The sequence below is a fragment of the Streptomyces sp. NPDC047886 genome, assembly GCF_043204435.1.
Taxonomy (GTDB): domain Bacteria; phylum Actinomycetota; class Actinomycetes; order Streptomycetales; family Streptomycetaceae; genus Streptomyces.
On the sequence record NZ_JBIDCF010000001.1, the window covers coordinates 1,233,540 to 1,254,586 of the forward strand.

At 71.5% G+C, this 21,047-nt stretch carries 18 protein-coding genes; 1 reads left to right on the forward strand and 17 read right to left on the reverse strand.

Annotation, left to right across the window (positions count from 1 at the left end; genetic code table 11):
- Window positions 1-12: 12 nt before the first annotated feature.
- The 5 genes from ACGF5U_RS05410 to ACGF5U_RS05430 form a co-directional block, all read right to left on the reverse strand.
- Complete coding sequence (locus tag ACGF5U_RS05410; RefSeq protein ID WP_392713092.1) at window positions 13-1,800, reverse strand: DEAD/DEAH box helicase; 1,788 nt, start codon at window positions 1,798-1,800, stop codon at window positions 13-15.
- A 214-nt stretch (window positions 1,801-2,014) separates the two neighbouring features.
- On the reverse strand, window positions 2,015-2,395 hold the full coding sequence (locus tag ACGF5U_RS05415) for a type II toxin-antitoxin system death-on-curing family toxin (RefSeq protein ID WP_392713093.1): 381 nt from the start codon (window positions 2,393-2,395) through the stop codon (window positions 2,015-2,017).
- The gene (locus ACGF5U_RS05420; protein ID WP_392713094.1) at window positions 2,392-2,592 is read right to left on the reverse strand and encodes a CopG family transcriptional regulator; all 201 of its coding nucleotides are present in this window, start codon (window positions 2,590-2,592) and stop codon (window positions 2,392-2,394) included. Before ACGF5U_RS05420 ends, ACGF5U_RS05415 begins: the two co-directional genes overlap by 4 nt.
- Before the next feature lie 68 nt (window positions 2,593-2,660).
- Window positions 2,661-4,175 carry an MFS transporter gene (locus ACGF5U_RS05425; RefSeq protein ID WP_392713095.1) on the reverse strand — a complete coding sequence of 505 codons (1,515 nt, stop codon included), beginning with the start codon at window positions 4,173-4,175 and terminating at the stop codon, window positions 2,661-2,663.
- A 133-nt stretch (window positions 4,176-4,308) separates the two neighbouring features.
- Window positions 4,309-4,791: a VOC family protein gene (locus ACGF5U_RS05430; RefSeq protein ID WP_392713096.1), complete on the reverse strand. Its 483-nt coding sequence runs from the start codon at window positions 4,789-4,791 to the stop codon at window positions 4,309-4,311.
- Window positions 4,792-5,119: 328 nt separating this feature from the next.
- Between ACGF5U_RS05430 and ACGF5U_RS05435 the strand changes: the two genes are divergently transcribed.
- Entirely contained in the window at window positions 5,120-5,536 is a 417-nt protein-coding gene (locus tag ACGF5U_RS05435; protein ID WP_392713097.1) for a hypothetical protein, read from the forward strand.
- 335 nt (window positions 5,537-5,871) lie between these two features.
- Here the strand turns inward: ACGF5U_RS05435 and ACGF5U_RS05440 are convergent, their stop codons facing one another.
- The 12 genes from ACGF5U_RS05440 to ACGF5U_RS05495 all read right to left on the reverse strand — a co-directional run bounded on the left by ACGF5U_RS05440 (window position 5,872) and on the right by ACGF5U_RS05495 (window position 20,951).
- Window positions 5,872-6,540 carry a hypothetical protein gene (locus ACGF5U_RS05440; RefSeq protein WP_392713099.1) on the reverse strand — a complete coding sequence of 223 codons (669 nt, stop codon included), beginning with the start codon at window positions 6,538-6,540 and terminating at the stop codon, window positions 5,872-5,874.
- Between the two features lie 2 nt (window positions 6,541-6,542).
- Entirely contained in the window at window positions 6,543-8,858 is a 2,316-nt protein-coding gene (locus tag ACGF5U_RS05445; RefSeq protein WP_392713100.1) for a hypothetical protein, read from the reverse strand.
- Window positions 8,859-8,869: 11 nt separating this feature from the next.
- Window positions 8,870-9,298 (reverse strand): hypothetical protein, encoded by a 429-nt coding sequence (locus ACGF5U_RS05450; protein ID WP_392713102.1) that lies wholly within the window; start codon window positions 9,296-9,298, stop codon window positions 8,870-8,872.
- A gap of 102 nt (window positions 9,299-9,400) precedes the next feature.
- Window positions 9,401-11,710 (reverse strand): xanthine dehydrogenase family protein molybdopterin-binding subunit, encoded by a 2,310-nt coding sequence (locus tag ACGF5U_RS05455; protein ID WP_392713103.1) that lies wholly within the window; start codon window positions 11,708-11,710, stop codon window positions 9,401-9,403.
- The gene (locus ACGF5U_RS05460; RefSeq protein ID WP_392713104.1) at window positions 11,707-13,284 is read right to left on the reverse strand and encodes a 2Fe-2S iron-sulfur cluster-binding protein; all 1,578 of its coding nucleotides are present in this window, start codon (window positions 13,282-13,284) and stop codon (window positions 11,707-11,709) included. Before ACGF5U_RS05460 ends, ACGF5U_RS05455 begins: the two co-directional genes overlap by 4 nt.
- Entirely contained in the window at window positions 13,281-14,177 is an 897-nt protein-coding gene (locus tag ACGF5U_RS05465) for an FAD binding domain-containing protein (RefSeq protein ID WP_392713106.1), read from the reverse strand. The genes ACGF5U_RS05460 and ACGF5U_RS05465 overlap by 4 nt, the downstream gene beginning before the upstream one ends.
- Window positions 14,178-14,484: 307 nt before the next feature.
- A complete protein-coding gene (locus ACGF5U_RS05470; protein ID WP_392713107.1) occupies window positions 14,485-16,440 on the reverse strand; it encodes a beta-N-acetylhexosaminidase in 1,956 nt (651 codons plus the stop codon).
- Window positions 16,441-16,451: 11 nt separating this feature from the next.
- Window positions 16,452-17,237 carry a carbohydrate ABC transporter permease gene (locus ACGF5U_RS05475; RefSeq protein ID WP_392713216.1) on the reverse strand — a complete coding sequence of 262 codons (786 nt, stop codon included), beginning with the start codon at window positions 17,235-17,237 and terminating at the stop codon, window positions 16,452-16,454.
- A gap of 134 nt (window positions 17,238-17,371) precedes the next feature.
- Complete coding sequence (locus tag ACGF5U_RS05480; protein WP_392713109.1) at window positions 17,372-18,475, reverse strand: carbohydrate ABC transporter permease; 1,104 nt, start codon at window positions 18,473-18,475, stop codon at window positions 17,372-17,374.
- A gap of 5 nt (window positions 18,476-18,480) precedes the next feature.
- A complete protein-coding gene (locus ACGF5U_RS05485) occupies window positions 18,481-19,773 on the reverse strand; it encodes an extracellular solute-binding protein (protein ID WP_392713110.1) in 1,293 nt (430 codons plus the stop codon).
- A 299-nt stretch (window positions 19,774-20,072) separates the two neighbouring features.
- Window positions 20,073-20,360, reverse strand: a complete 288-nt coding sequence (locus ACGF5U_RS05490) for a DUF3039 domain-containing protein (protein WP_023588437.1) — start codon at window positions 20,358-20,360, stop codon at window positions 20,073-20,075.
- Window positions 20,361-20,390: 30 nt separating this feature from the next.
- Window positions 20,391-20,951, reverse strand: a complete 561-nt coding sequence (locus ACGF5U_RS05495) for a YqgE/AlgH family protein (protein WP_392713111.1) — start codon at window positions 20,949-20,951, stop codon at window positions 20,391-20,393.
- Window positions 20,952-21,047: the final 96 nt, after the last annotated feature.

Genomic DNA, 21,047 nt, shown 5'->3' on the forward strand with positions numbered 1-21,047 from the left:
ACCGTCGCGGTGTCAGCGCATGCGCGTGGCCCACTCCTGGACCTTCTTGATCCGCTCGCGGATCTGGCCGGCCGTGGCCTCCGCGCTCGGCGGGCCGCCGCACACGCGCCGCAGCTCGGTGTGGATGACGCCGTGCGGCTTGCCGCTCTGGTGTACGTACGCGCCGACCATCGTGTTCAGCTGCTTGCGCAGCTCCAGCAGCTCCTTGTGCGAGACCACCGGCCGCCGTTCGGCGGGCAGTTCCAGCAGGTCGGCCTCGTCGGCGGGCCTCTGCCTGCTGTGCGCGATCTGCCGGGCCTGCCGCTTCTGCAGGAGCAGCTGCACCTGGTCGGGCTCCAGCAGCCCCGGGATGCCGAGGTAGTCCTGCTCCTCCGCGCTGCCCGGGTGGGCCTGCATGCCGAACTCGGCGCCGTTGTACATGACGCGGTCGAAGACGGCGTCGGACTCCAGCGCCTCGAACGGCAGCATGTCCTGCTCGCCGGTGTCCTCGTCCTGCTGCTTGTTCGCCTCGTCCATCTCCTTCTCGGACTCGGCGTACGGGTCCTCGTCGTCGCCCGCCTTCTTCGGCCGGTCCAGGACGTGGTCCCGTTCGACCTCCATCTCGTTGGCGAAGCCGAGGAGCATGGGGATGGTCGGCAGGAACACGGACGCGGTCTCGCCGCGCCGCCTGGACCGTACGAAACGCCCCACGGCCTGCGCGAAGAACAGCGGCGTCGAGATCGTCGTCGCGTACACGCCGACCGCGAGGCGTGGCACGTCGACGCCCTCCGACACCATGCGCACGGCGACCATCCAGCGGTCGTCGTTCTCGCTGAACTCGTCGATCCTCTTCGAGGCCCCGGCGTCGTCGGAGAGGACGACGGTGGCGCCGTGCCCGGTGATCTCCCGGATCAGCTTGGCGTAGGCGCGGGCGGAGTCCTGGTCGGAGGCGATGACGAGGGCGCCGGCGTCGGGGATGGACTTGCGCACCTCGCTGAGCCGCTGGTCGGCGGCGCGCAGGACGTTGGGCATCCAGTCGCCGCGCGGGTCGAGGGCGGTGCGCCAGGCCTGCGAGACGGCGTCCTTGGTCATGGGCTCGCCGAGCCGGGCGGCGATCTCGTCGCCCGCCTTGGTGCGCCAGCGCATGTTGCCGCTGTAGCTGAGGAAGATCACCGGCCGGACGACGCCGTCGCCGAGGGCGTTCCCGTACCCGTAGGTGTAGTCGGCGGACGAGCGGCGGATGCCGTCGTTCCCCTCCTCGTACGTGACGAACGGGATGGGGTTGGTGTCGGACCGGAACGGCGTACCGGTCAGCGCGAGCCGCCGCGTGGCCGGCTCGAACGCCTCCAGGCATGCCTCGCCCCACGACTTGGAGTCGCCGGCGTGGTGGATCTCGTCCAGGATGACCAGCGTCTTGCGCTGCTCGCAGCGGTTGCGGTGGAGCATGGGGCGGACGCCGACACCGGCGTAGGTGACGGCGACCCCGTGGTACTCCTTGCTCAGCGGACCGGCGCTGTAGTCCGGGTCCAGCTTGATGCCTATCCGCGCGGCGGCGGCCGCCCACTGCTTCTTCAGGTGCTCGGTCGGCGCGACGACCGTGACCTGCTGCACGACGTGGTGGTGCAGCAGCCACGAGGCGAGCGTGAGCGCGAAGGTGGTCTTGCCCGCGCCGGGCGTGGCGACGGCGAGGAAGTCGCGGGGCTGCTCCTGGACGTACTTCTCCATGGCGGCCTGCTGCCAGGCACGCAGCTTGTTGGCGGTGCCCCAGGGGGCGCGGCCGGGGAAGGCGGGTGAGAGGTGATGGGAGGCGGTAGTAGTCACGGTCTCCGATTCGGGGCTCTCGGCTCTGGGGGGCACGGGCGCGTACGTACGGGCTCGCGCGGGGCGAGGTACGGACGGGCGAGGTACGGACGGCGGTACGGGCGTGATGCGGGCTCACGCACGGGCCTTACGTACGACAACCGGGCCACCCTACCGGTGGCCCGGCCCGGCTCCCGGACGGACGGCGCCGTGACCTCGCGGAGTGCGACGGGCGTCACAACGTGAGTGCCGCCAGCCGCTGGGCGATGTTCTTGATCTCGTCCTCGTCCCCGGTGGCGACGTCGATGACCAGCCGCTCGGCGGCGTCGATGTCGGGCCGGAGGTCCACGCCGTTCATGGCGAGGAAGGTCACGCAGGACAGCCACGCCGTGCGCTTGTTGCCGTCGAAGAACGGGTGGTTGATCGCGAGGGACTGGAGCAGGGCGGCCGCCTTTCCCATGAGGTCGGGGTACGCCTCCTGGCCGAACATCGCCGCGGAGGGGCGGTGCACGGCGGACTCCAGGAGCCCGGCGTCCCGTACGACGACGTCCTGGTCATCGATCGCGTGCTCGGCGATGGCCAGGACGTCCTCGGCGCTCAGGTAGATGCACGTCACTTGAGTCGCTCCAGGAGTTCGTGCCACTTGGCCGCCTGCTCCTTGGCCGTCTTGCGCACGATGGCCTCCTGCGCGGTGCGCGCAAGGTAGTCGTCGACCGCCTTGAGCACTATGGCGTGCATGCTCACGCCCTCCTGCTCGGCACGCTGCTTCAGGGCGTCGTTCTGGTCGTCGCGGAGACGCAGGTTCATAGCCATACCAGAATGGTACTACGCGATGGGGTCATTCTGGTACCAGCCTCCTCGCACGGCACGGGAGCGCCGCGTCACCCGCCGGCCGTGGGCGCCGTCGGCGTCCCGGGCGCCGCGCCGGCCGCCGGGGCCTCCGCAGGGGTTCTGACCCGGGTCGCCACCCAGGCTCCGACCAGGGCCACGCCCGCCATCGGCAGGAACACCACGGCGAACGCGGCCGGGTGCGAGCCGCCCGTGGCAGCGCCCGCACCGACCGCCGCGTGCCCCGCGACGGAGCCGCCGCCGAGGGCGGCGAACGCGGCACCGCCCGCCGCCAGGAGCAGCACGTTGGACAGGCCGTCCGAGATCTGGAGGGCGGCCGAGTTCGTACCCGCCTCCTCCGGCGCCGACAGCTTCAGCAGCAGCACGCTCGTGGAGGCGATCACCATGCCCATGCCCAGGCAGCCGAAGCCCCAGGCCACGCCCACGATCCACACCGGCACGGCCGGCAGCAGCACGCTCGGCACCGCCGCGATGGAGAGCGTCACCAGCAGCATGCCGAGCACCATCAGCCGCTCCCGGTACGGTTCCACGCGCGGCCGCGACTGGACGAACGACCCCAGCGCCCAGGTCGCCCCGCCCACCGCGAGCGAGAGGCCCGCGAGCGTCGGCGAGAGCCCCCGCTCCGTGACGAGCATCAGCGGGACGAACGACTCGGCCGCGATGAAGGCCCCCGCCGCGACCCCGCGCAGCAGCACCACCGACGGCAGCCCGCGCGCCGCCCGGTAGGTGCCGCGCGGCAGCAGCCCCAGCGCGGCGGGTACGAGGAGGGCGGCGCCGATCGCCGCCGGGGCCAGCGACAGCCACCTCAGCTCCTGCCCCGCGTACTGGAGCAGCCCGGCGCCCACCGAGATCCCGAACGCCAGCCGCAGCCGCCGCCGGTCGAACGCGGCGACGGGCGCCCCCGGGTCGGCGGGCCCGGACGCCCTGCGGCGTATCGCAGGCAACGCGAGCGCGAGCGGGAACACCACCAGGACGGGGATCCCCAGGAACACCCACCGCCACCCGAGCCGCTCGGTCACGGTCCCCGCGGCCAGGGGCCCCACCACGGACGGGATCACCCAGCTCGCCGCGAACGCCGCCATGATCGCGGGCCGCAGCCGCTCCTCGTACGCCCGGCTGACGACCACGTACAGGGCGACGATCACCAGCCCGCCGCCGAACCCCTGCACCGCCCGCCCCAGGATGAACAGCACCATCGTCCCGGCGGTCCCGGACACCACGAGCCCCGCCCCGAACGAGGCGATCCCGGTCGCCAGCGCCCCCAGGGGCCCGTCCCGGTCGGCCCACTGCCCGGCCAGGACCATGCCGAAGAGGCTGGTGGTGAAGAACGCCGAGAACGCGAACGCGTACAGCGCCACCCCTTCGAGCTCCCGCGCGGCCACGGGCATGGCCGTACCGACGGCGGTCGCCTCGAACGCGATCAGCAGCACGACCGAGACGATGCCGATGCTCAGCGCCCGATGCGACCGGTCCAGCACGCCGCCCGCCTCCTGCGGACGGGCGGCGACGGGCGGATCGGCGGTGTCGGGGGGCTCCAAGGCGCTCATGCCCACAGAGTAAGGGGCATGCCACAGGTTGGCCCCTGTCCTACGACCGGGAACGATCTCGTCCGCTGGTCGTAGGACCCGGCACGTCACCGTCGGCGCTGACGAGGCGCCGGGCGGACTTCTCCGGCGCGGCTCAGCCCGCGTAGGCGTCCTTCAGCCCCTGGATGTCGATCTTCTTCATGCCGAGCATGGCCCGCATGACCCGGTTCGCCTTGACGGGGTCGGGGTCGCTGAGCAGCTCGTCCAGCACCCGGGGGTTGACCTGCCAGGACAGCCCGAACCTGTCCTTGAGCCAGCCGCACGGGCCCTCCTCGCCGCCCTCGGACAGCCGGGACCAGTAGTGGTCGACCTCCTCCTGGGTCTCACACGCCACGGCCAGCGACACGGCCTCCGTGAACCTGAACTCGGGCCCGCCGTTCAGCGCGACGAACCGCTGCCCGGCGAGCTCGAACTCCACGGTCATGACCATCTCCGCCTCCCGGGGCCCGGCCTCCCCGAAGTGCGTGACCTTGACGACCTGGGCATCGTCGAAGATCGACGTGTAGTGCGCGACGGCCTGCTCGGCCTCGGTGTCGAACCACAGGAACGGCGTGATCTTCTGCGTGACCTTGTGCATGGTGGGCTCCTTCTCTCCTCACCCGGGTAGACCGGACCGGGCGCCGGAACTCATCGTTTCGGCGGGCGATCCGGAGAACGCGTCCCCACGCCACCCGGTCGCCGCTTCACCCGTCCCGGGACGAGCACGTCCCCGCAGGTCGGAGAGGGCGGGATCCCGACTTCGGTGAAGCAGCCGGGATCGCCTTGTGAGGGCCGTCGCCCCCTTCGCAGACTCAGACCCACCCGGCTCCGCGAACGGCGGGACCCCACCGCGTCAAGCGGCTCGTGGGAGATCGCACCACGCCCACACCCGGAGGGTGCGAGACCCCTGCAACCAAGGAGGAGACATGCGACGTTCCACCGCCATCACGGTGATGGCCGCGACCACCGCCCTGCTGTGCGGGCTCGCCCCCGCACAGGCCGGGGCCCAGAAGGCCCACGGATCGTCACGGGCCCTGCCCTGCACCAACACGGCGCACCTCCCGACCAGTGACGGAACCGGCAGGGCGAAGGCCACCGTCGAACGGCGCGGAGGTGGCTGCGGCAACGCCACCGTCGAAGTCATGATCTGGTCGGACATCGCCTTCAACCCGGACAAGCGCCTCGCCCACAACAAGCAGTTCTTCTCGGTGGGATCCCTGGACGCGGCAGGCGCCTGCTTCACCGGTCTCGTCCACGTCCGCGGCATCTACAGCGAGATGTACGTCAACGGCCAGAAGGTCGCCGAGTCCGGGCGGGCCCAGCTGCCCGGCTGTGTGGCCTGACACGCGTACGCCTCCCCGTGCCCGCCACGCCAGGCGGGTCCGGGGAGGCGGCACCCGTCGTCGGCGGGCGGCGCGGTGAGCCCCGCCTCGCGCAGAACACGGGACTCCCCTCGGGGCGCGCCCCGGTTGAACAACTCACCGCCCACGACGGCCGGATGCTCCCGCGACCCGGGCAGGCGCGGGCTGACGCAGCCGAAGTAGAGGTACGAGCGCCGAGACCCGGCCACCGCCTTGAGCCCCAGCTCGTAGGGGTGCAGGGCCGAGGCGTCGGGACCGCCCAGGGCCTTCTCCTCGTCCCGTCACATGTCCCCCGAATCCGCACGCCCTCGCTGCGGTCAGCCTCGACGGTCACTGCCCTTGACGGGAGCGGGGGCACCGTCCGCTGCTTCGGGTACGGGCACACCGGCGACCAGCTTCGTGTCGTTCTGGCAGTTCAGGTCTTTGGAGACCGCGCGTGCCGCGGCGTTGAGCAGCGTGATCTGGCTGGCTCGGACGCCCGGCACATGCTCTCGCTTTCGGTTCGAGCGCTCCAGCATGGCGGCCAGGAAGAAGTCCTTCGAGCCGCTGAGTCGGCACTCGAAGTAGACCATCGCAAGCCGGTCGGAAGAGAACGCCTTTCTTCCGGAAGCGTAGTAGGTGAACTGGGCACGGTCACGGCTCTCTGGGATCACCAGCGCCTCACGGAATGCGATGTCGAGAACCTGACCGGAATCCCTCTCCGACCAGAGCCTGCAGTAGGGGCTTCCCGACGCGTACTCCTCCACCGTCACCTCCCCGTCAGGAGACCGAAGCGCCCTGATCGTCCCCTCCCGGTCGGAAAGCCTGTCCGTGAGAACGTCCTCGCCGACGATCGACTCGAGGGCTGCGAGAGATTCGCCCTCGGCGAACCCCCCACACAGCTCTTCGGTCGCCTCTCCCCGTGGCTGTTCGGGGTCGGCGGAGCAGGACACGAGCATCAGGACGGCAACGGCCGCCGCCAGAATCCTCAGCGCGGAAGTCGGCATGTTCACTGCTTCTGATAGGGATCGGGAAGAGAGTTGCCACGACCGTGCATACGCCCGTTCATAATGTCCGCCACCAGCTCTTCCCTCAGATAGTTGGATTCCGCGCGGGTCCAGCCCGGCGCCATCGCGTATGCCACCCCGGGCTGCACGGCGAACTGCCGGCCGGCTTGGAGGGCACTCTCCTTCTGAGTGTCCGCCTCCTTCTTCGCCTGCTCATCCTTCTCGTACTTCTCCGCGATGTCGGCGGCCTCCATTCCGAGCATGGTCACCACCGCGCCTCCGGCGGTCTCCGCTGCCAGCGGGATCAGGGCCCCACCGGCCCCGCCCGTCATGGCTGCCACTCCACCGGTGACCACTACGCCCACACCGAACTTGACCCACTCCGTGGTCTTTCCGACCGCCTTCTTGTGGTCCTCGGATTCCTTCGCGTAGGTGGCGTCGATCTGGGCCATACGGGACTCGTCGAGGATTCCGTGCGCCTCGGCGCCGATACGCAAAGCGGTCTTGGCATCGGTGAGGAGGAGATCGTTGCGGAGATCCACTGAACCGGGCCGGGGACCGACCACGTCGAGTACGCTCGCCGTGTACACCGACTGAGCCATGGACAGCTGTGCGTGCCCTACCTCGGTCTGTGCGACGATTCCCATGAAGGCGACCGCCTCACTCCGGCTCCACAGCAGTTCCGTGTCGAACCTGTCGCCGAATCTCGAGGTGCCGTCCGGCCCGTTGTACCCGAAGGGCGAATCGGCGTTCTCCGTCATCGTGGTGTCGTACTCGGTCTCCAACGCCCGGTTCAGCTCATCGATGTACGCCGTACCCATCCTCGCCAGGCTGTCCTCCATGCCGGGCTGTTCGTGCATGCGCTTCGGGTCGCCGCCGTAGTACTCGACCACCTTCTGCATGACCTGCGCGGTTTCCGTCGTGCGGGCGTCCTGCCGGCCAGGCCCCGCGTCGTGGGCGCGACCGGTGGTCGCGGATTCCAGGGCGTGGCCCAGGGCGTTGAACCCGGGTTCCCGGGACATGTCGCCCTTGTCCGTGAGTTCCTCCGGCCAGTTCCTGTCCTTGGTGAAGTAGTCGAAGGCGTTGAGCTTCTTGTCGTCGGTGGTGTTGTCGGGGGTGAGGTCGATGTCGCTGTTGAAGAACGCGGTCGACGCCCCTGGGTTCCTCCCCAGGGCCTCCATGAAGCCGATCACGGGGTCCCGGCCCTGGTCTCCGCCCATCCAGTTGAGGTGATTCGCCTGGGGGGAGAACCAGGCCCTGTCCGCCGCTCCGGCGTTCCCATGGGTGATCTTCTGCTCGGTCGCGACGAGGGCGTTCCCGTAGCTGCGCAGGAACTTGTCGTCGTAGTCGCCGACCCGCATGAGGTTGCTCATGATCTGGAACCCGTACGGAGAGCTTCCACGCGCGCGGATCGGGTCGTCGCCCGCCTTGATCATGTCCGACTTCCACGCTTCCATCTCCGGGCTGGTGGCGTGGGTGGCAGCGGCCAGTGTCAGGCTGTAGTTCTTCTGGAGCTCTTTCAGCTTGTCCGGGTTGTCGATTCCGAGCCGCGATCCGTCGCTGAAGTCCCCCAGGTCCGCCCAGTATTCAAGAGTGCCCTTCGCGCCGACTTCGAGGGCGAATCGCTCCGCGAAGTGCGGATCCCCCTTGTTGTCCGTGAAGTACCTGTTCAGCCTGTCGATCTCCTTGGGTGTCGCGTCGTCACCCTTCTTGACGATGTCGGCTGCCCACTTGGCATCCTCGGCATCCTGGGCCTTCGAGGCAGCCTGGAGAGATGTGTACTCTGTGCCGGAGAAGTTGTTCTCGTCGGCGCCCACCACCGTACGCATGGCCCGTGATGCCACATCATCCGCATCATTGGCTCTCTCGATGGCTGCCTTGATGGCCGATCTCATCGCATCGAAGTCGGACTGTTCCGGCTTGGGGCCGTCGTAGTCCTTGCTCCTGCGGTCCGGGTGAATCAGGTAGCCAACGACTCCATTGGCGTCGATACGAATACCCTTGCCCGGCGCCTGCTCAACCAGCTTCTCCAGGGCATCCTTCGCCGCCTGAAATTCGGCCAGTGCGTCCCGCAGGATGTTCCGGATACTGTCCGCGACCTTGGCCGCGTCCCCGAACTCTTTGGCTGTCTTCTTGACGAAGGGGCGAGTTACGCCTGCGTTCTCTCCCGCCCAGTTTGCCTTGTCCGCTTTATGGCGAAGGCCGTTCTCCGCCTTCTCCTGCAGTTTGGCCAGCTTGTCATAGGTCTGCCCCCAGTCCGTGACAGCCTCCCTCAGACTGCCGAGTCTGACATGGAGCACTTGGTCGAATGTCGGCATCTGCGAGCCCCTCAGGAGAAGTGCTTATCGACCTTGGAGATGGAGAAGTTGCTGATAAGAACTTCCTCACCCTTCGCGTTGTCAGCGATCGTGTACTCAAGGTGATTGTGGATATGTGCGCATGCGCTCAGCAGCGTTTCGCACTGCGTACGCCACTTGTCCCATGCGGTCCACATGCCAGAACCGGTCTTGAAGCCGTCCTGGTCAAGACTCGTGGCGGCCGTGCCTGTTTGAGCTCCCGCGTGGAAGGCTGCGGCTTCGAAGCCGTGGAACAGCTCCTGAGCTTCGTTTCCCACCGCCTGGAGGTCCTTGGGGATGACCTTGTAGTTCGCCGCTCCACTGCTGCCGGCTTCTGCCGGCAGCTGGTTGAGGCGCGTACCGGCCTCCCGCCGCTGCACGACATCGGCCTTCGCGTGCGCCCACTCGTCCTCGAACGACATCGCTTCCCCCTCGCTGCGGTCAGCCTCGCCGGGTCATACCGGGAACTCGGCGGGTGTTCACGGCACCGACTGTAGTCGCGCGCCCCGGAGCGACACGAAGCACTACGAGGTGGCTGTCACCACGGCCGACTGGGGGCGGATCGGGAGGCGGTTGACCGGGCGGCCGGTGGCGGCGCGGACGGCAGAGGCGACGGCGGCGGGGGACGTGACCACCGGGACCGCGCTCGCGGCCTTCGCGCCGAAGGGGGCCACCACGTCCCGTTCCTCGACCAGCGAGACGATACGGATGTCCGGGGCGTCCAGGGCCGTGGGCAGCGCGTAGCCCGTGAGGTCGGGGTGGCGGATCAGGCCGCGCGCGGTGCGGAGGTTCTCGGTGAGGGCCGCGCCGATGCCCTGGGTGACCCCCGCCTCGATACGGGTGGCGAGCTGGGCCGGGTTGAGGACGCGGCCGACGTCCTGGGCGACCGCCATCTCGATCACCCGGACCGCGCCGAGTTCGATGTCGACGTCGACGACCGCGCGGATCGCGCAGAACGCCAGGCCCACGAACGCGTCGCCCTGGCCGGCTTCGTCGAGGGGTTCGGTGGGGTGCGGGCGGCACTGGGCGGTGGCCCAGAGCTCCTTGCCCTCCATGGCCTCCATGACCGTGGTCGACAGGACACCGTCGTACGAGGTGATCTTGCCGTCGGTGATCTGGAGCAGCTCCGTCGACATGCCGAACTTGTGGGCCAGCGGCTGGAGGAGCTGGGTGCGCACCATCTTGGCCGCGCGTTCCACCGCGCCGCCCGACACCCAGGTGTGGCGGCCGTGGGTGGCCGGTCCCGCCGGGGGCTGGTCGGTGTCGACCGAGGCCACGTGGACCTCTTCGACGCCCAGCGTCTCCTGGACGATCTGGCGGGCGAGGGTGGCGAAGCCCTGGCCCGTCTCCACGGCCGCGCACAGGACCGTCGCCACGCCGTCCTGGACCTTGACCGTCGCCGTGGAGACCTCGTCGGTGCCCTCGGCACCGAGCATGTGGACCATGCCGAGCGCGTAGCCGACGCCGCGCCGGACCGCGCTGGGCTCGCCCGCGCCCTCGGGGCCGCCGGGCAGCAGCCAGCCGTTCTCCGGGGTGTCCTTGGGCAGCGTGGGGAGCGGGAAGTCCCGTACGGCTTCGAGGAGTTCCGCGACCGGGGCCGGGCAGGTGACCGTCTGTCCTGTGGGCAGGAGGTCGCCCGTCGCCAGGACGTTGCGGAGCCGGAGTTCCGCCGGGTCCAGGCCCAGTTTCGCGGCCAGTTTGTCCATCTGGCCCTCGTACGCCGCGCAGACCTGCATGGCGCCCTCGCCGCGCACGTGGCCGGAGGGCGGGTTGTTCGTACGGACAACCCAGCCCTCGATGAAGGCGTGCGGCACGACGTAGGGGCCGCAGGCGAACGCGACGGCCGCGGCCAGGGATTCGGAGGACGAGTCGGCGTACGCGCCGGCGTCCAGGAGGATCTGGGCCTCCACCTTCACGAGGCGGCCCTCCGCGTCCGCGTGGTGGCGGTAGCGCAGGAGAGTGGGGTGGCGGTGGCTGTGGCCGAGGAACGACTCCTCGCGTGTGGCGGCCAGTTTCACCGGTGCGCCGGTGCGCAGGGCGAGGAGGCCGAGGGGGATGTGGAATCCCGGGTCCTCGCGGTCGCCCGTGGCGCCGGGGACGCCCGTCACGACGACCTTGACCTGCTCGGGGGGAAGGCCGAAGCAGGCGGCCGCCAGGTCGCGGTCGGTGTGCGGGTCGGTGGACGCGGTGTAGATCTCCACGCCGCCGTCCGGGCGGGGTACGGCGAGCCCGGCCTCGGCGCCGATGGGTGCCGGGTCCTGGCGGCCGATGCGGTACAGCCCCTCCACGATCACCTCGCCCGTCACGTCCGGGTCGCCGTAGCGGAGCGGGATGTGGCGGATCAGGTTGCCGTCGGGGTGCAGCGGGGGTGCCGAGAACGCCTTCTCGGGGTCCGTGACCGGGTCCATCACCTCGTAGTCGACGATGATCGCGGCGGCCGCGAGCCTGGCCGTGTCCGGGTGGTCGGCGGCGACGGCGGCGATCGCCTCGCCGTGGTGGCGGACCAGGTCGGAGGCGAAGACGGGCCGGTCGGCGACGTTGCGGCCGTACGCCCGGTCGCCCGGCACGTCGGCGTGGGTCACGACGGCCCGTACGCCGGGCATCGCGGCGGCGGCCGACGTGTCGATCGACAGGATCCGCGCGTGCGCGTGCGGCGAGCGCAGGAGCGCCGCCCAGAGCAGCCCTTCGGCCCACAGGTCGGAGGCGTACGGGAAGGTGCCCTCGGCCTTGGCACGCGCGTCGGCCGACGGGAGCGAGGCGCCCAGCCCGTGGGCGGGGGTCTCCTGCCGGGGGGCGTCGACCGCCGGGATGGCGGTGGCCGCGTCGTTGCTCACGCCATGCCTCCGTCGTGCGGGTGGGGAACCTGGTGCGGGATACGGGCCTCGGGGTGCCCTTCGGGTGCGGTGTGCCGGTTCTCGGCGGCGGCCGCGGCGCTCGCCTCGCGTTCGGCGACCACGTCCCGTACGGCGTCGAGGACGCCCCGGTAGCCGGTGCAGCGGCAGAGGTTGCCGCTGAGGGCCTGCCGGGTCTCCAGCTCGCTCGGGGCGTGGTTGCCCTCCAGCAGGTCGTGCACGGTCATGGCCATGCCCGGGATGCAGAAACCGCACTGGACGGCGCCGCAGCGGGCCAGGGCTCGCTGGACGTCGGACGGCTGCCCGTCGGCGGCGAGGCCCTCGACGGTACGGACCTCGCTGCCGGCGGCCGTCGCGGCCGGCACCAGGCAGGAGGCGACGAGCCGGCCGTCGACCTGGACGTTGCAGGCGCCGCACTCGCCCTGCGAGCAGCCGTCCTTGGCGCCGGCGAGCCCGAGCCGCTCACGCAGGACGTAGAGCAGGGACTCGCCGATCCACGCCTCGGTGACGGGCCGGTCGGTGCCGTTGACCCGCAGGACGTACGAGACGTGCGGGTGCTCGTCGCTGTCGCCGACGCCGAGCGGGGGGCCGTCCTGGGCCGGGGCCTGCGGCGGGGCTTCCGCCGGTGCCTGCGCGTGCGCCTCTGCGTCCGTCTGCGCCTGCGCGTCCGTCTGCGTGTGGGCGTCCGTCTGCGTGTGCGCCTGCGCCGCCGCGTCCGCCGGATCGGCGAGCGGCGGGGCTGCGGGCGCGGCCACGGGCGCGGGTTCGTTCGCGGGTTCGTTCGCGGGTGCGGGCGCGTGCGGCTGCTCGGCGGCCGGTACGTGGAGTTCGGCGGCCGGCGCGAGTTCGGCAGCGGGCGCCTGGCCCTGGGCCGGGACGTGCGCCGCCACGGGTTCCTGGACGTGGGCCACGTCCACGTTCGCGGCGTACGTCTCGGCCGTCACGGGCTCCGGGGCCGGGGCATCGACCGGGGCCTCGGGCGCGGCGGTTTCCGGGGCGTGCGTCGGCGGGCGCTCCACCGGCTCCGGCGACGGTTCGGGCGACGGCGTCGCCCAGGGCGCGGGCGCACCGCCCGGCAGCGTCGCGGGCGGGTTGCCGCCGGTCCACTGCGAGGCGGCCTGCGACAGCTGGAACTCGCCCGACTCCTCGGGCAGGTCCCCCTGGGCGACCGGGATGGTCCACTGGCCGGTCAGCTCGGACGGGCCGGGCACGGGCGGCGGAGCGGCCTGCTCCTGTTCGGCGACCAGCGCCTCCCGGAAGTTCCACTGGGCCGTGGCGTGGGCGTCGTGCGGGTCGGGGGCCTCGTGGACGTCGGGGGCGTCGCGGAGGTCGTGGCCACCCGTGGCGGCATCCGGCACACCGGCCGGGCCGCCGGGTGCTCCGGGCATGGCGATGTGCGGCGGCACATAGCCGTGGCCGGGCGCCTCCAGCGGGAGGCCCTCCAGGGAGGCGCCGGGCGGCAGCTGCACGAACGCCGTCGCGTCGGCGTCGTACTCGCCCTGCGGGGTCGGCTGCCAGCCGCCCCGCTGCTGCTCGTCGTTCTCTTCGGTCGTCACGACAGCGCCCTCCCCAGTGCTCGTCGGGCCAGCACGGCGACCGTGCGGCGCAGGTGCAGTACGGCGGGCGGCAGCGCGGGCGGCTGCTCGGCGCCCTCGGGCGCGGGCGGCGGATCCGGGATGCAGGCGGCCGCCACGTACTCGCCGAACGCGGTCAGCGCCTCGGGCGCGAGCCCCCGGTCGCCGTCCCAGTCGACGAGCGAGGCGATCCAGTGCTCGGCCTCCAGCGGGCGCAGCGGCATCGGCGCGATCGCCCCGACCGCGCAGCGCACCGCGCGCCGCGCCGGGTCCAGGACGACGGCGACGGACGCGACGGCCCGGCCGGGGCCGGTCCGCCCGGTCGCTTTGAGGTACACCTGCGGGGCGTGCAGGATCGGCACCCGGACGAACGCGACGAGCTCGGCGGGACCCAGCATCTCGCGGCCGGCCAGCAGGTAGGAGACGGGGATCTCGCGCGTGCCCGCCGGGCCCGCGACGACGAGGTCCGCCTCCAGCGCGGCCAGCACGGGCAGGGAGTCACCGGTGGGCGCCGCGGTGACGACGTTGCCGCCCAGGGTGCCCGCGTTGCGGATCTGCGGCGGCCCGGCCGCGCGGGCGGCGGCGGCGAGCGCGGGGATGAGCGCGGCGAAGTCGGGGCGGCCCATCCTGGCGTGGGTGAGTCCGGCGCCGAGGAGGGCGTGGCCGTCCTGGTACTGCCAGCCTCGGATCTCGTTGACGCGGCCGAGTCCGACGAGGCCGGCGGGGCGCAACTGCCCCTTGTTGACGGCGGCCATGAGGTCGGTGCCGCCCGCGACGGGCACGGCGGCGGGCATGGCCGTGAGCGCCGCCACGGCCTCGTCGAGTGTGGCGGGCAGCGTCACGGACTGCGCCGCCTGCGGTGCGTGCGTGGTCAACCCAGCTGCCCCTTCCCGGTGTCCCGGCTGTCCCGGCGTCCCCGCCTGTGTTGCCGTACCGTACGTGCTCACAGCCCCGACGTGGCAACTCTGGCACATCTTCCAGGAAGACCGACGCGAGGGTCCGCGAAGCGCGTATCCGCCCACGACGTCCCATGACCTGGGCGATGGTCCGGTTTGGCATGCCATCGGCGACAAGGGCGTATTGCCACTTCTTTGCCACTTCCCGGCGATCTTGTACGGCTTGTTCCGGTGGGGGTTCACAGGGCCGGGAGCCGGGCGCGCGGCGTACCGGTTCCCGCCGGGGTCACACGTTCGGGGGCGTCCCCTCGATCGGGCGTCCGAGTACGCCGGGGCGGCGCTGCCACGGCAGGGGACCGCCGGGCGGGCGGTAGGCGACGCCGAGCGCGTCGAGGCGCCGGTAGTGGGCGGCCATACGGCGTTCGAAGTCCGCGAAGTCCCGCTCGGCGGGCGCCGGCAGGGTGGTGGACCAGGCGACCTCGGCGAACGCGGCGAGCCGGGGGTGGACCTGGTAGTCGACGCGGGCGCGGTTCTCGGCCGCCTCGGTCCACAGGTTGGCCTGCGCGCCGATGACGTGGGCGGCGGCCTCGGGAGGCAGCCCCGGCGGCACGGGGTCGAAGCGGTAGACGTCCTCCAGGGTGCGGACGAACCCGATGGGCACGGGCTCCTCGTCGGCGCCGCTCTGCCGGTGGTCGAGGTAGACGTGCTGCTCGGGGCACATGACGACGTCGTGCCCCGCGCGGGCGGCGGCGACGCCCCCGGCGTACCCGCGCCAGGAGGTGACGGCGGCGCCGGGCGTGAGACCGAACGCCGTCACGTCTCGGCCGGACGCCCGTACCCGCTCGTCACCGCCGGACGCCCGTACCCGCTCGTCACCGCCGGACGCCCGTACCCGCTCGTCACCGCCGGACGCCCGTACCCGCTCATCACCGCGGGACGCCCGTACCGGCTCGGGCCTGTCGCCGCCCTCCAGGATCTCGTCCCAGCCGATGAGGCGACGGCCCCGGTCGGCGAGCCAGCGGTCGAAGTGGCCGATGAACCAGGACCGGAGGCGGTCCACGCCGCTCAGCCCGAGCTCTTCGACGCGGGCCCGTGCGGCCGGGGACGCCTGCCACTGCTCCGTGGGGCACTCGTCGCCGCCCAGATGGATGAAGGTCGAGGGAAAGAGTCCGAGGACCTCTTCGAGTACCCCTTCGTAGAAGCGGAGGGTGGTGTCGGTGGGGGCGAGGACGTTCGGGTTGACGCCCCAGGTGTCCCAGACGCCGAGGGACGCCGTGTCGACCGCGTCGCCGTTGCCGAGTTCGGGGTACGCGGCGATGGCGGCCTGCGAGTGGCCGGGAACGTCGATCTCGGGGACGACGGTGATGTGCCGCTCGGCGGCGTACGCGACGATCTCGCGGATGTCGTCGTGGGTGTAGAACCCGCCGTGCGGGGTGTCGTCCCACAGCGGGGACGCGCGGTGCCCGCGTTTCGTCCGCGAGCGCCACGCACCCGCCTCGGTGAGCCTCGGGTACCGCGCGATCTCGATCCGCCAGCCCTGATCGTCGGTGAGGTGGAGGTGGAGGACGTTCAGCTTGTGCGCGGCGAGGAGGTCGAGCTGGCGCAGGACGTCGTCTTTGGGCAGGAAGTGGCGCGCGACGTCCAGCATGAACCCGCGCCACCCGAACCGGGGGCCGTCCTCCACCGTGACGAGCGGGAGTCGCCACTCCCCCGGGTGGACGGGCGCCCGGCGGTACGCGGCGGGGCCGAGGAGCTGGCGGAGCGTCTGGGCGCCCCAGAACACCCCGGCGGGGCCCCCTCCCTCGATGACGACGGCCGCGTCGGCGACGGAGCCGTCGGTGGACAGGCGGTAGCCCTCCGGGCCGTACGCCCTTTCCACGTCGGCGCTGATCCGCAGCAGGACGGAGCGCGGTCCGCCGCCGGGCGCGAAGGGCAGGCCGGTGGCGGCGCCGAGCACGGTACGGAGCAGGCGCGCCGTGCCCTCGGTGCCGGGGCGGGCGTCCAGCGTGGTGTCACCGCCGAGCGTGACGTACCCGGGGCCGGCGGCTCGGCGGGCGACGGCGCCGCGGATGAGGGTGCGGGGCGCGGGGACGAGCCCCTCGACGTCCGTCCCGGTCTTCCCGTCCCTGCCCCTGTCTCTATCGCTGTCGCTGTCGCTTTCCACGTCGCTGTCGCTCACCACGTCGCTGTCGCTTTCCACGTCGCTGTGCGTGTCCTTCTCGATGCCCGTGTCGCCGTCCATGTGGCCGCCGTTCAGTCCTTCACCGCGCCGCCGAGCCCGGACACCAGGCGGCGCTGTACGAGTACGAAGAAGACCAGCACCGGCACGGTCATCACGGTCGAGGCGGCCATGATGCCGCCCCAGTCGTTCTCGTCCGGCTTGAAGAACACCAGCAGCGCCATGGGCAGGGTGGACTGCGAGGTGTCGCTGATGATGAACGACTTCGCGAACAGGAAGTCGTTCCAGGTGGAGATGAACGAGAAGACGCTCGTCGCGACGAGGCCGGGGAAGACGAGCGGGAAGAGGATCTGCCAGAGGAAGCGGGTACGGCTCGCGCCGTCGATGTACGCCGCCTCCTCCAGGGCCTCCGGGACGGCCTTGACGAAGCCGCGCAGCATCCAGATGGCGAACGGCAGCGAGAACGCGATGTGCGGCAGGATCAGCGAGCCGAGCGTGTTGAGCTGGCCGAGGTCCCTCATCAGGAAGAACAGCGGGATGGTGAGCGCCTCGATCGGCACCATCTGCGCGACCAGGAACATGATGAGCAGGGTCGTACGGAACCGGAAGCGGAACCTCGTGACGGCCGTCGCCGCCAGGAAGGCGATGAGGGCGGAGGCGACCACGACACTGCCCGCGACGGCGAGGCTGTTGACGAAGTACCGGCCGAACTCCTGCTGCTCGAAGACCCGCCGGAACGAGTCGAGGGACGGGGCGAGCGTCCAGGGGCGCGCCTCCGTCGACTGGACCTCCCCGGCCGGTTTCAGCGCGGAGAGGACCATCCAGTACAGCGGGAACGCGACGACGACCGCGACGAGCAGCGCGGCGGCCTCGGCGGCGAGCCGTCCGGGCCTGCGGACATGGAGGCGGCCGCGGAGGCGGAGGCTGTGGCGGCGGCTGCGGCGGCGGCCGTGGCGGCCGCGCGAGGGGATGCGGAGGCGGAAGCGGACGGCGTTCACAGCTCTTCTCCCTGACGTCGCAGCAGGCGCAGGTACACGAGGGTGACGGCGAGGAGGATCAGCAGCATGACGACGCCGATCGCCGACCCCAGGCTGTACTGGGAGGACGCGAACGCCTTCTGGTAGGCGTAGACGTTGAGGACGAGGTTCTGGCCCGCGATGCCGCCGCCGTTCGTCATCACGTAGATCTGGGTGAACACCTTGAAGTCCCAGATGACGGACTGGATGGTGACCACGACGAGGATGGGCCGCAGCATCGGCGCGGTGACCGACCGCCAGGTCCGCCACTGTGACGCCCCGTCGAGCGCGGCCGCCTCCAGGACCTCACCGGGGATCGCCTTGATGCCGGCGTAGACGGTCACCATCACGAACGGGAACGAGCACCAGACGACCTCGAACAGGACGAGCGCGAAGGCGCTGTGGCGCCCGTACGTCCAGGAGAAGTCGCCGAGCCCGAGCATCCGGTTGACGGGGCCGTGGTCCGGGTCGAAGAGGAACACCCAGACGGTGGACCCCGTGATCGCGGGTGTCGCCCACGCGCCGAGCGCGGCCAGCATGAGGGCGAGGCGCGGCACGGCCCGTACGCGGGTGAGGAGTACGGCGAGTGCGCAGCCGGCGGCGAGGGTGGCGACGACGCACGCGGCGGCGAACAGGACGGTTGCGAGGAGGACCTCCCAGAACTGCTCGTCGCGGAAGAGCGCGGCGTAGTTGCCGAAGCCCTGGAACGAGGTGGGTTCGCCGCCGCTGACCTGTGCCTGGGTGTACTCCAGGAACGAGATCAGGCCGAGTTGGTAGATCGGGTAGACGAGGAGCCCGGCGAGTACGACGAGCGCGGGCGCGAGGTAGAGCCAGGGAGTGCGCGCCGAGCCCCCGGCGGGGGCCGGGGCGCGGCGGATGGCTCGGACCGGGGCCGGGCCGGGGGCCGGGGCCGGGCGGGCTGCCTGGGCCGGGGCTGGGGGCGGGGCTGGGGGCGGGGTCGGGCGGGCTGCCTGGGCCGGTGTCGGGGCTGGGGGCGGGGTCGGGCGGGCTGCCTGGGCCGGGAGCGGGGTCGGGGTCGGTGTCGGGCGGGGGTCCGGCGGCGGGTGCGTGCCGTTCGTCATGGGTGTCAGCCCGCAGCCGCGAACGCCGCGTCCATCTTCTTCGCGGCGTCGCGGGCCGCCGCCGTCACGTCCTTACGCCCGCTGACGATCTCCTGGAACATCGTGGGCAGGACCTGGGAAGCGTCGATCTGCCCCCACGCGGGCGACGCCGGGACGAACCTGGCGCCCGTGGCGAGCGTGTCGATGAACGGCTTCACGAACGGCTGCTCGCGCGCCGCGTCGGCCCGGACGTCCGTGTACGTCGGCAGGAAGCCCATCGCGTCGAAGAAGGCGCGCTGACTCTCCTTGCCTGCCAGCGACTTCATCAGGTCCACGGCGAGTGTGCGGTGCGAACTGCTCCTGAGTACGCCCAGGTTGTTGCCGCCGGCGAAGGCGGGGGCGATGGATCCGGCCGTGACGCCCGGCAGCGGCACCACCGCGTACCTGCCCTTGACCGTGCCCGCCTCGACGGCGGCGTGGCTGAAGTCGCCGCCGATGGCCATCGCGGCCTTGCCGGAGGCGAACGCGGTCACCGTCGCGTTGCCGCCCATGGCGGCGCACTTGGCGGCCGGGCAGTTGTCGTCGCCGAACAGCGAGGTGTACGCGGTGATGCCGGCACGCGCGGCGTCGCTGTCGACGGCGGCCTTGTAGGTGTCGCCGTCCGGGGTGGCGAGTTCACCGCCGTTGGCCCATATGAAGGGCATCGCGCCGTAGGTGTAGAGACCGCCCACGGCGATGCCGTACAGCTCGGGCCTGGCCTTGCGGATCCGCTTAGCCGTCGCGATGAGTTCGGCCTGTGTCGCGGGGACGGAGACGCCGACTTCCTCGAAGACGTCCGTGCGGTAGTACAGGGCGCGTACGCCGACGAACAGCGGCGCCCCGTAGACCTTCCCGTCGACCGTGACGGAGGCGCGGGCGGTGGGGTCGGTGTCCTCCGCCTCGTCCCAGGCGCCGAACTCGGCGCTGATGTCGGCGAGTCCGCCGTCCTTCACATAGCCGGCGGTGTCGGTGTTGCCGTACTCGATGAGGTCGGGGGCGCTGGCGGGGTCGTTGAAGGCGGCCTTGACGCGCTGGGCGCGGGTCTCGACGGGGATGTACTCGATCTGGACGTCCGTGTCGCGGTGGCGCTTCTCGAAGGCGGCGACGGCGGCGTCGACGACCCGCTCCTTCGGCTTGTTGTCGACCTCCTGGAACAGCCAGACCCGCAGGGTCCCGCTCTTGTCGTCCTTGTCGGCGGCGGTGTCGGAGGTCTGCGGGGCGCAGGCGGCGGCCAGCGCGAGCGTCAGGGCCAGGACGGGCAGTCGGGCAGAAAGCTTCATACGGGGCTCCCACCGATAGCGTTGCAGCATACGCAACGGCCGTTTCGTTCTGCACAACAGGCAGGAGACTAGATCGGCGCGCCGGATGCGGACAAGAGGTCGAGACCACTTCGCCCGCCCGGCCCATCCCGCCTACCACCGCCCGCCGCCCGCCACCCACCACCGCCCACTGCTCACTGCCCGCCGCCCACTGCCTACTGCCCACTGCCCGCCACCCGCGTCGCCGGGCAACGCGAAGGCCCCCGGGGCGCGGCTGCGCACCCCGGGGGCCTCCCGGTGTCACGGACGGTCGTGACCGGTTACTTCTTGTCCTTGCCGCCCTTGTCCTTGTCGCCACCGGCGCCCATGGACTCGTAGATCTCCTTGCACATGGGACAGACCGGATACTTCTTCGGGTCGCGCCCGGGCACCCAGACCTTCCCGCACAGTGCCACCACGGGAGTGCCGTCGAGGGCGCTCGCCATGATCTTGTCCTTCTGGACATAGTGGGCGTAGCGCTCGTGGTCGCCGTCGCCGTGCGACACCTGTGGCGTCGGCTCTACGAGGGTCCCCGTACCTGCCCCGCGCTCGGGCTCGAGAGTGCTCATAACTGCCAAGGGTACTCACCCGCCACGGGTTCAGTTCAGGCTCGGGTCGTCCGGGTACGTCGCGATCATGGCGAGTTCGCTGCGCTGCCGGCGCAGCACCGCCCGCCACAGGCTCTCGGGGTGCGGCGACGACACGTCGCCGGGTTCGGACTCCACGACGAACCAGGCGCCCTCGTTCAGCTCGTCCTCCAGCTGGCCGGGGCCCCAGCCCGCGTAACCGGCGAAGATCCGCAGGGAGCCGAGCGCGGCGGCGAGCAGCTCGGGCGGTGTCTCCAGGTCGACCAGGCCGATCGCGCCGAACACGCGACGCCAGCCGAGCGGGCCCTCGTCGCCGGGGATGACGGCGAGGCCGAGCGCCGAGTCGAGGGAGACGGGACCGCCCTGGAAGACGACGCCCGGTTCACCCGCGAGCGGCGCCCACGGCTCAAGGATGTCGCCGACACCGACCGGCGTCGGGCGGTTGAGGACCACGCCGAGCGAGCCCTCGTCGTCGTGGTCGAGCAGCAGCACCACCGCGCGGTCGAAGTTCGGGTCGGCCAGCGCGGGAGTGGCGACGAGCAGCCGCCCTGAGAGCGAGGACACCTCGGTCATGCCAGACATGATCCCGCATCTTCAGCCGCTGCGAAGGGTCTGCGAGGGGTTTGCGGCGGACTCCTGACGAACCTCCGGCGCACGCCGCGCCGGGGT

Bases quoted from the DNA above. Each gene is read 5' to 3' on its own strand.
- ACGF5U_RS05480 (WP_392713109.1), bottom strand. From the start codon at position 18,475: ATGACGAACGGCACGCACCCGCCGCCGGACCCCCGCCCGACACCGACC.
- ACGF5U_RS05430 (WP_392713096.1), bottom strand. From the start codon at position 4,791: ATGCACAAGGTCACGCAGAAGATCACGCCGTTCCTGTGGTTCGACACC.
- ACGF5U_RS05485 (WP_392713110.1), bottom strand. From the start codon at position 19,773: ATGAAGCTTTCTGCCCGACTGCCCGTCCTGGCCCTGACGCTCGCGCTG.
- ACGF5U_RS05420 (WP_392713094.1), bottom strand. From the start codon at position 2,592: ATGGCTATGAACCTGCGTCTCCGCGACGACCAGAACGACGCCCTGAAG.
- ACGF5U_RS05440 (WP_392713099.1), bottom strand. From the start codon at position 6,540: ATGCCGACTTCCGCGCTGAGGATTCTGGCGGCGGCCGTTGCCGTCCTG.
- ACGF5U_RS05495 (WP_392713111.1), bottom strand. From the start codon at position 20,951: ATGACCGAGGTGTCCTCGCTCTCAGGGCGGCTGCTCGTCGCCACTCCC.
- ACGF5U_RS05490 (WP_023588437.1), bottom strand. From the start codon at position 20,360: ATGAGCACTCTCGAGCCCGAGCGCGGGGCAGGTACGGGGACCCTCGTA.
- ACGF5U_RS05425 (WP_392713095.1), bottom strand. From the start codon at position 4,175: ATGAGCGCCTTGGAGCCCCCCGACACCGCCGATCCGCCCGTCGCCGCC.
- ACGF5U_RS05470 (WP_392713107.1), bottom strand. From the start codon at position 16,440: ATGGACGGCGACACGGGCATCGAGAAGGACACGCACAGCGACGTGGAA.
- ACGF5U_RS05445 (WP_392713100.1), bottom strand. From the start codon at position 8,858: ATGCCGACATTCGACCAAGTGCTCCATGTCAGACTCGGCAGTCTGAGG.
- ACGF5U_RS05435 (WP_392713097.1), top strand. From the start codon at position 5,120: ATGCGACGTTCCACCGCCATCACGGTGATGGCCGCGACCACCGCCCTG.
- ACGF5U_RS05450 (WP_392713102.1), bottom strand. From the start codon at position 9,298: ATGTCGTTCGAGGACGAGTGGGCGCACGCGAAGGCCGATGTCGTGCAG.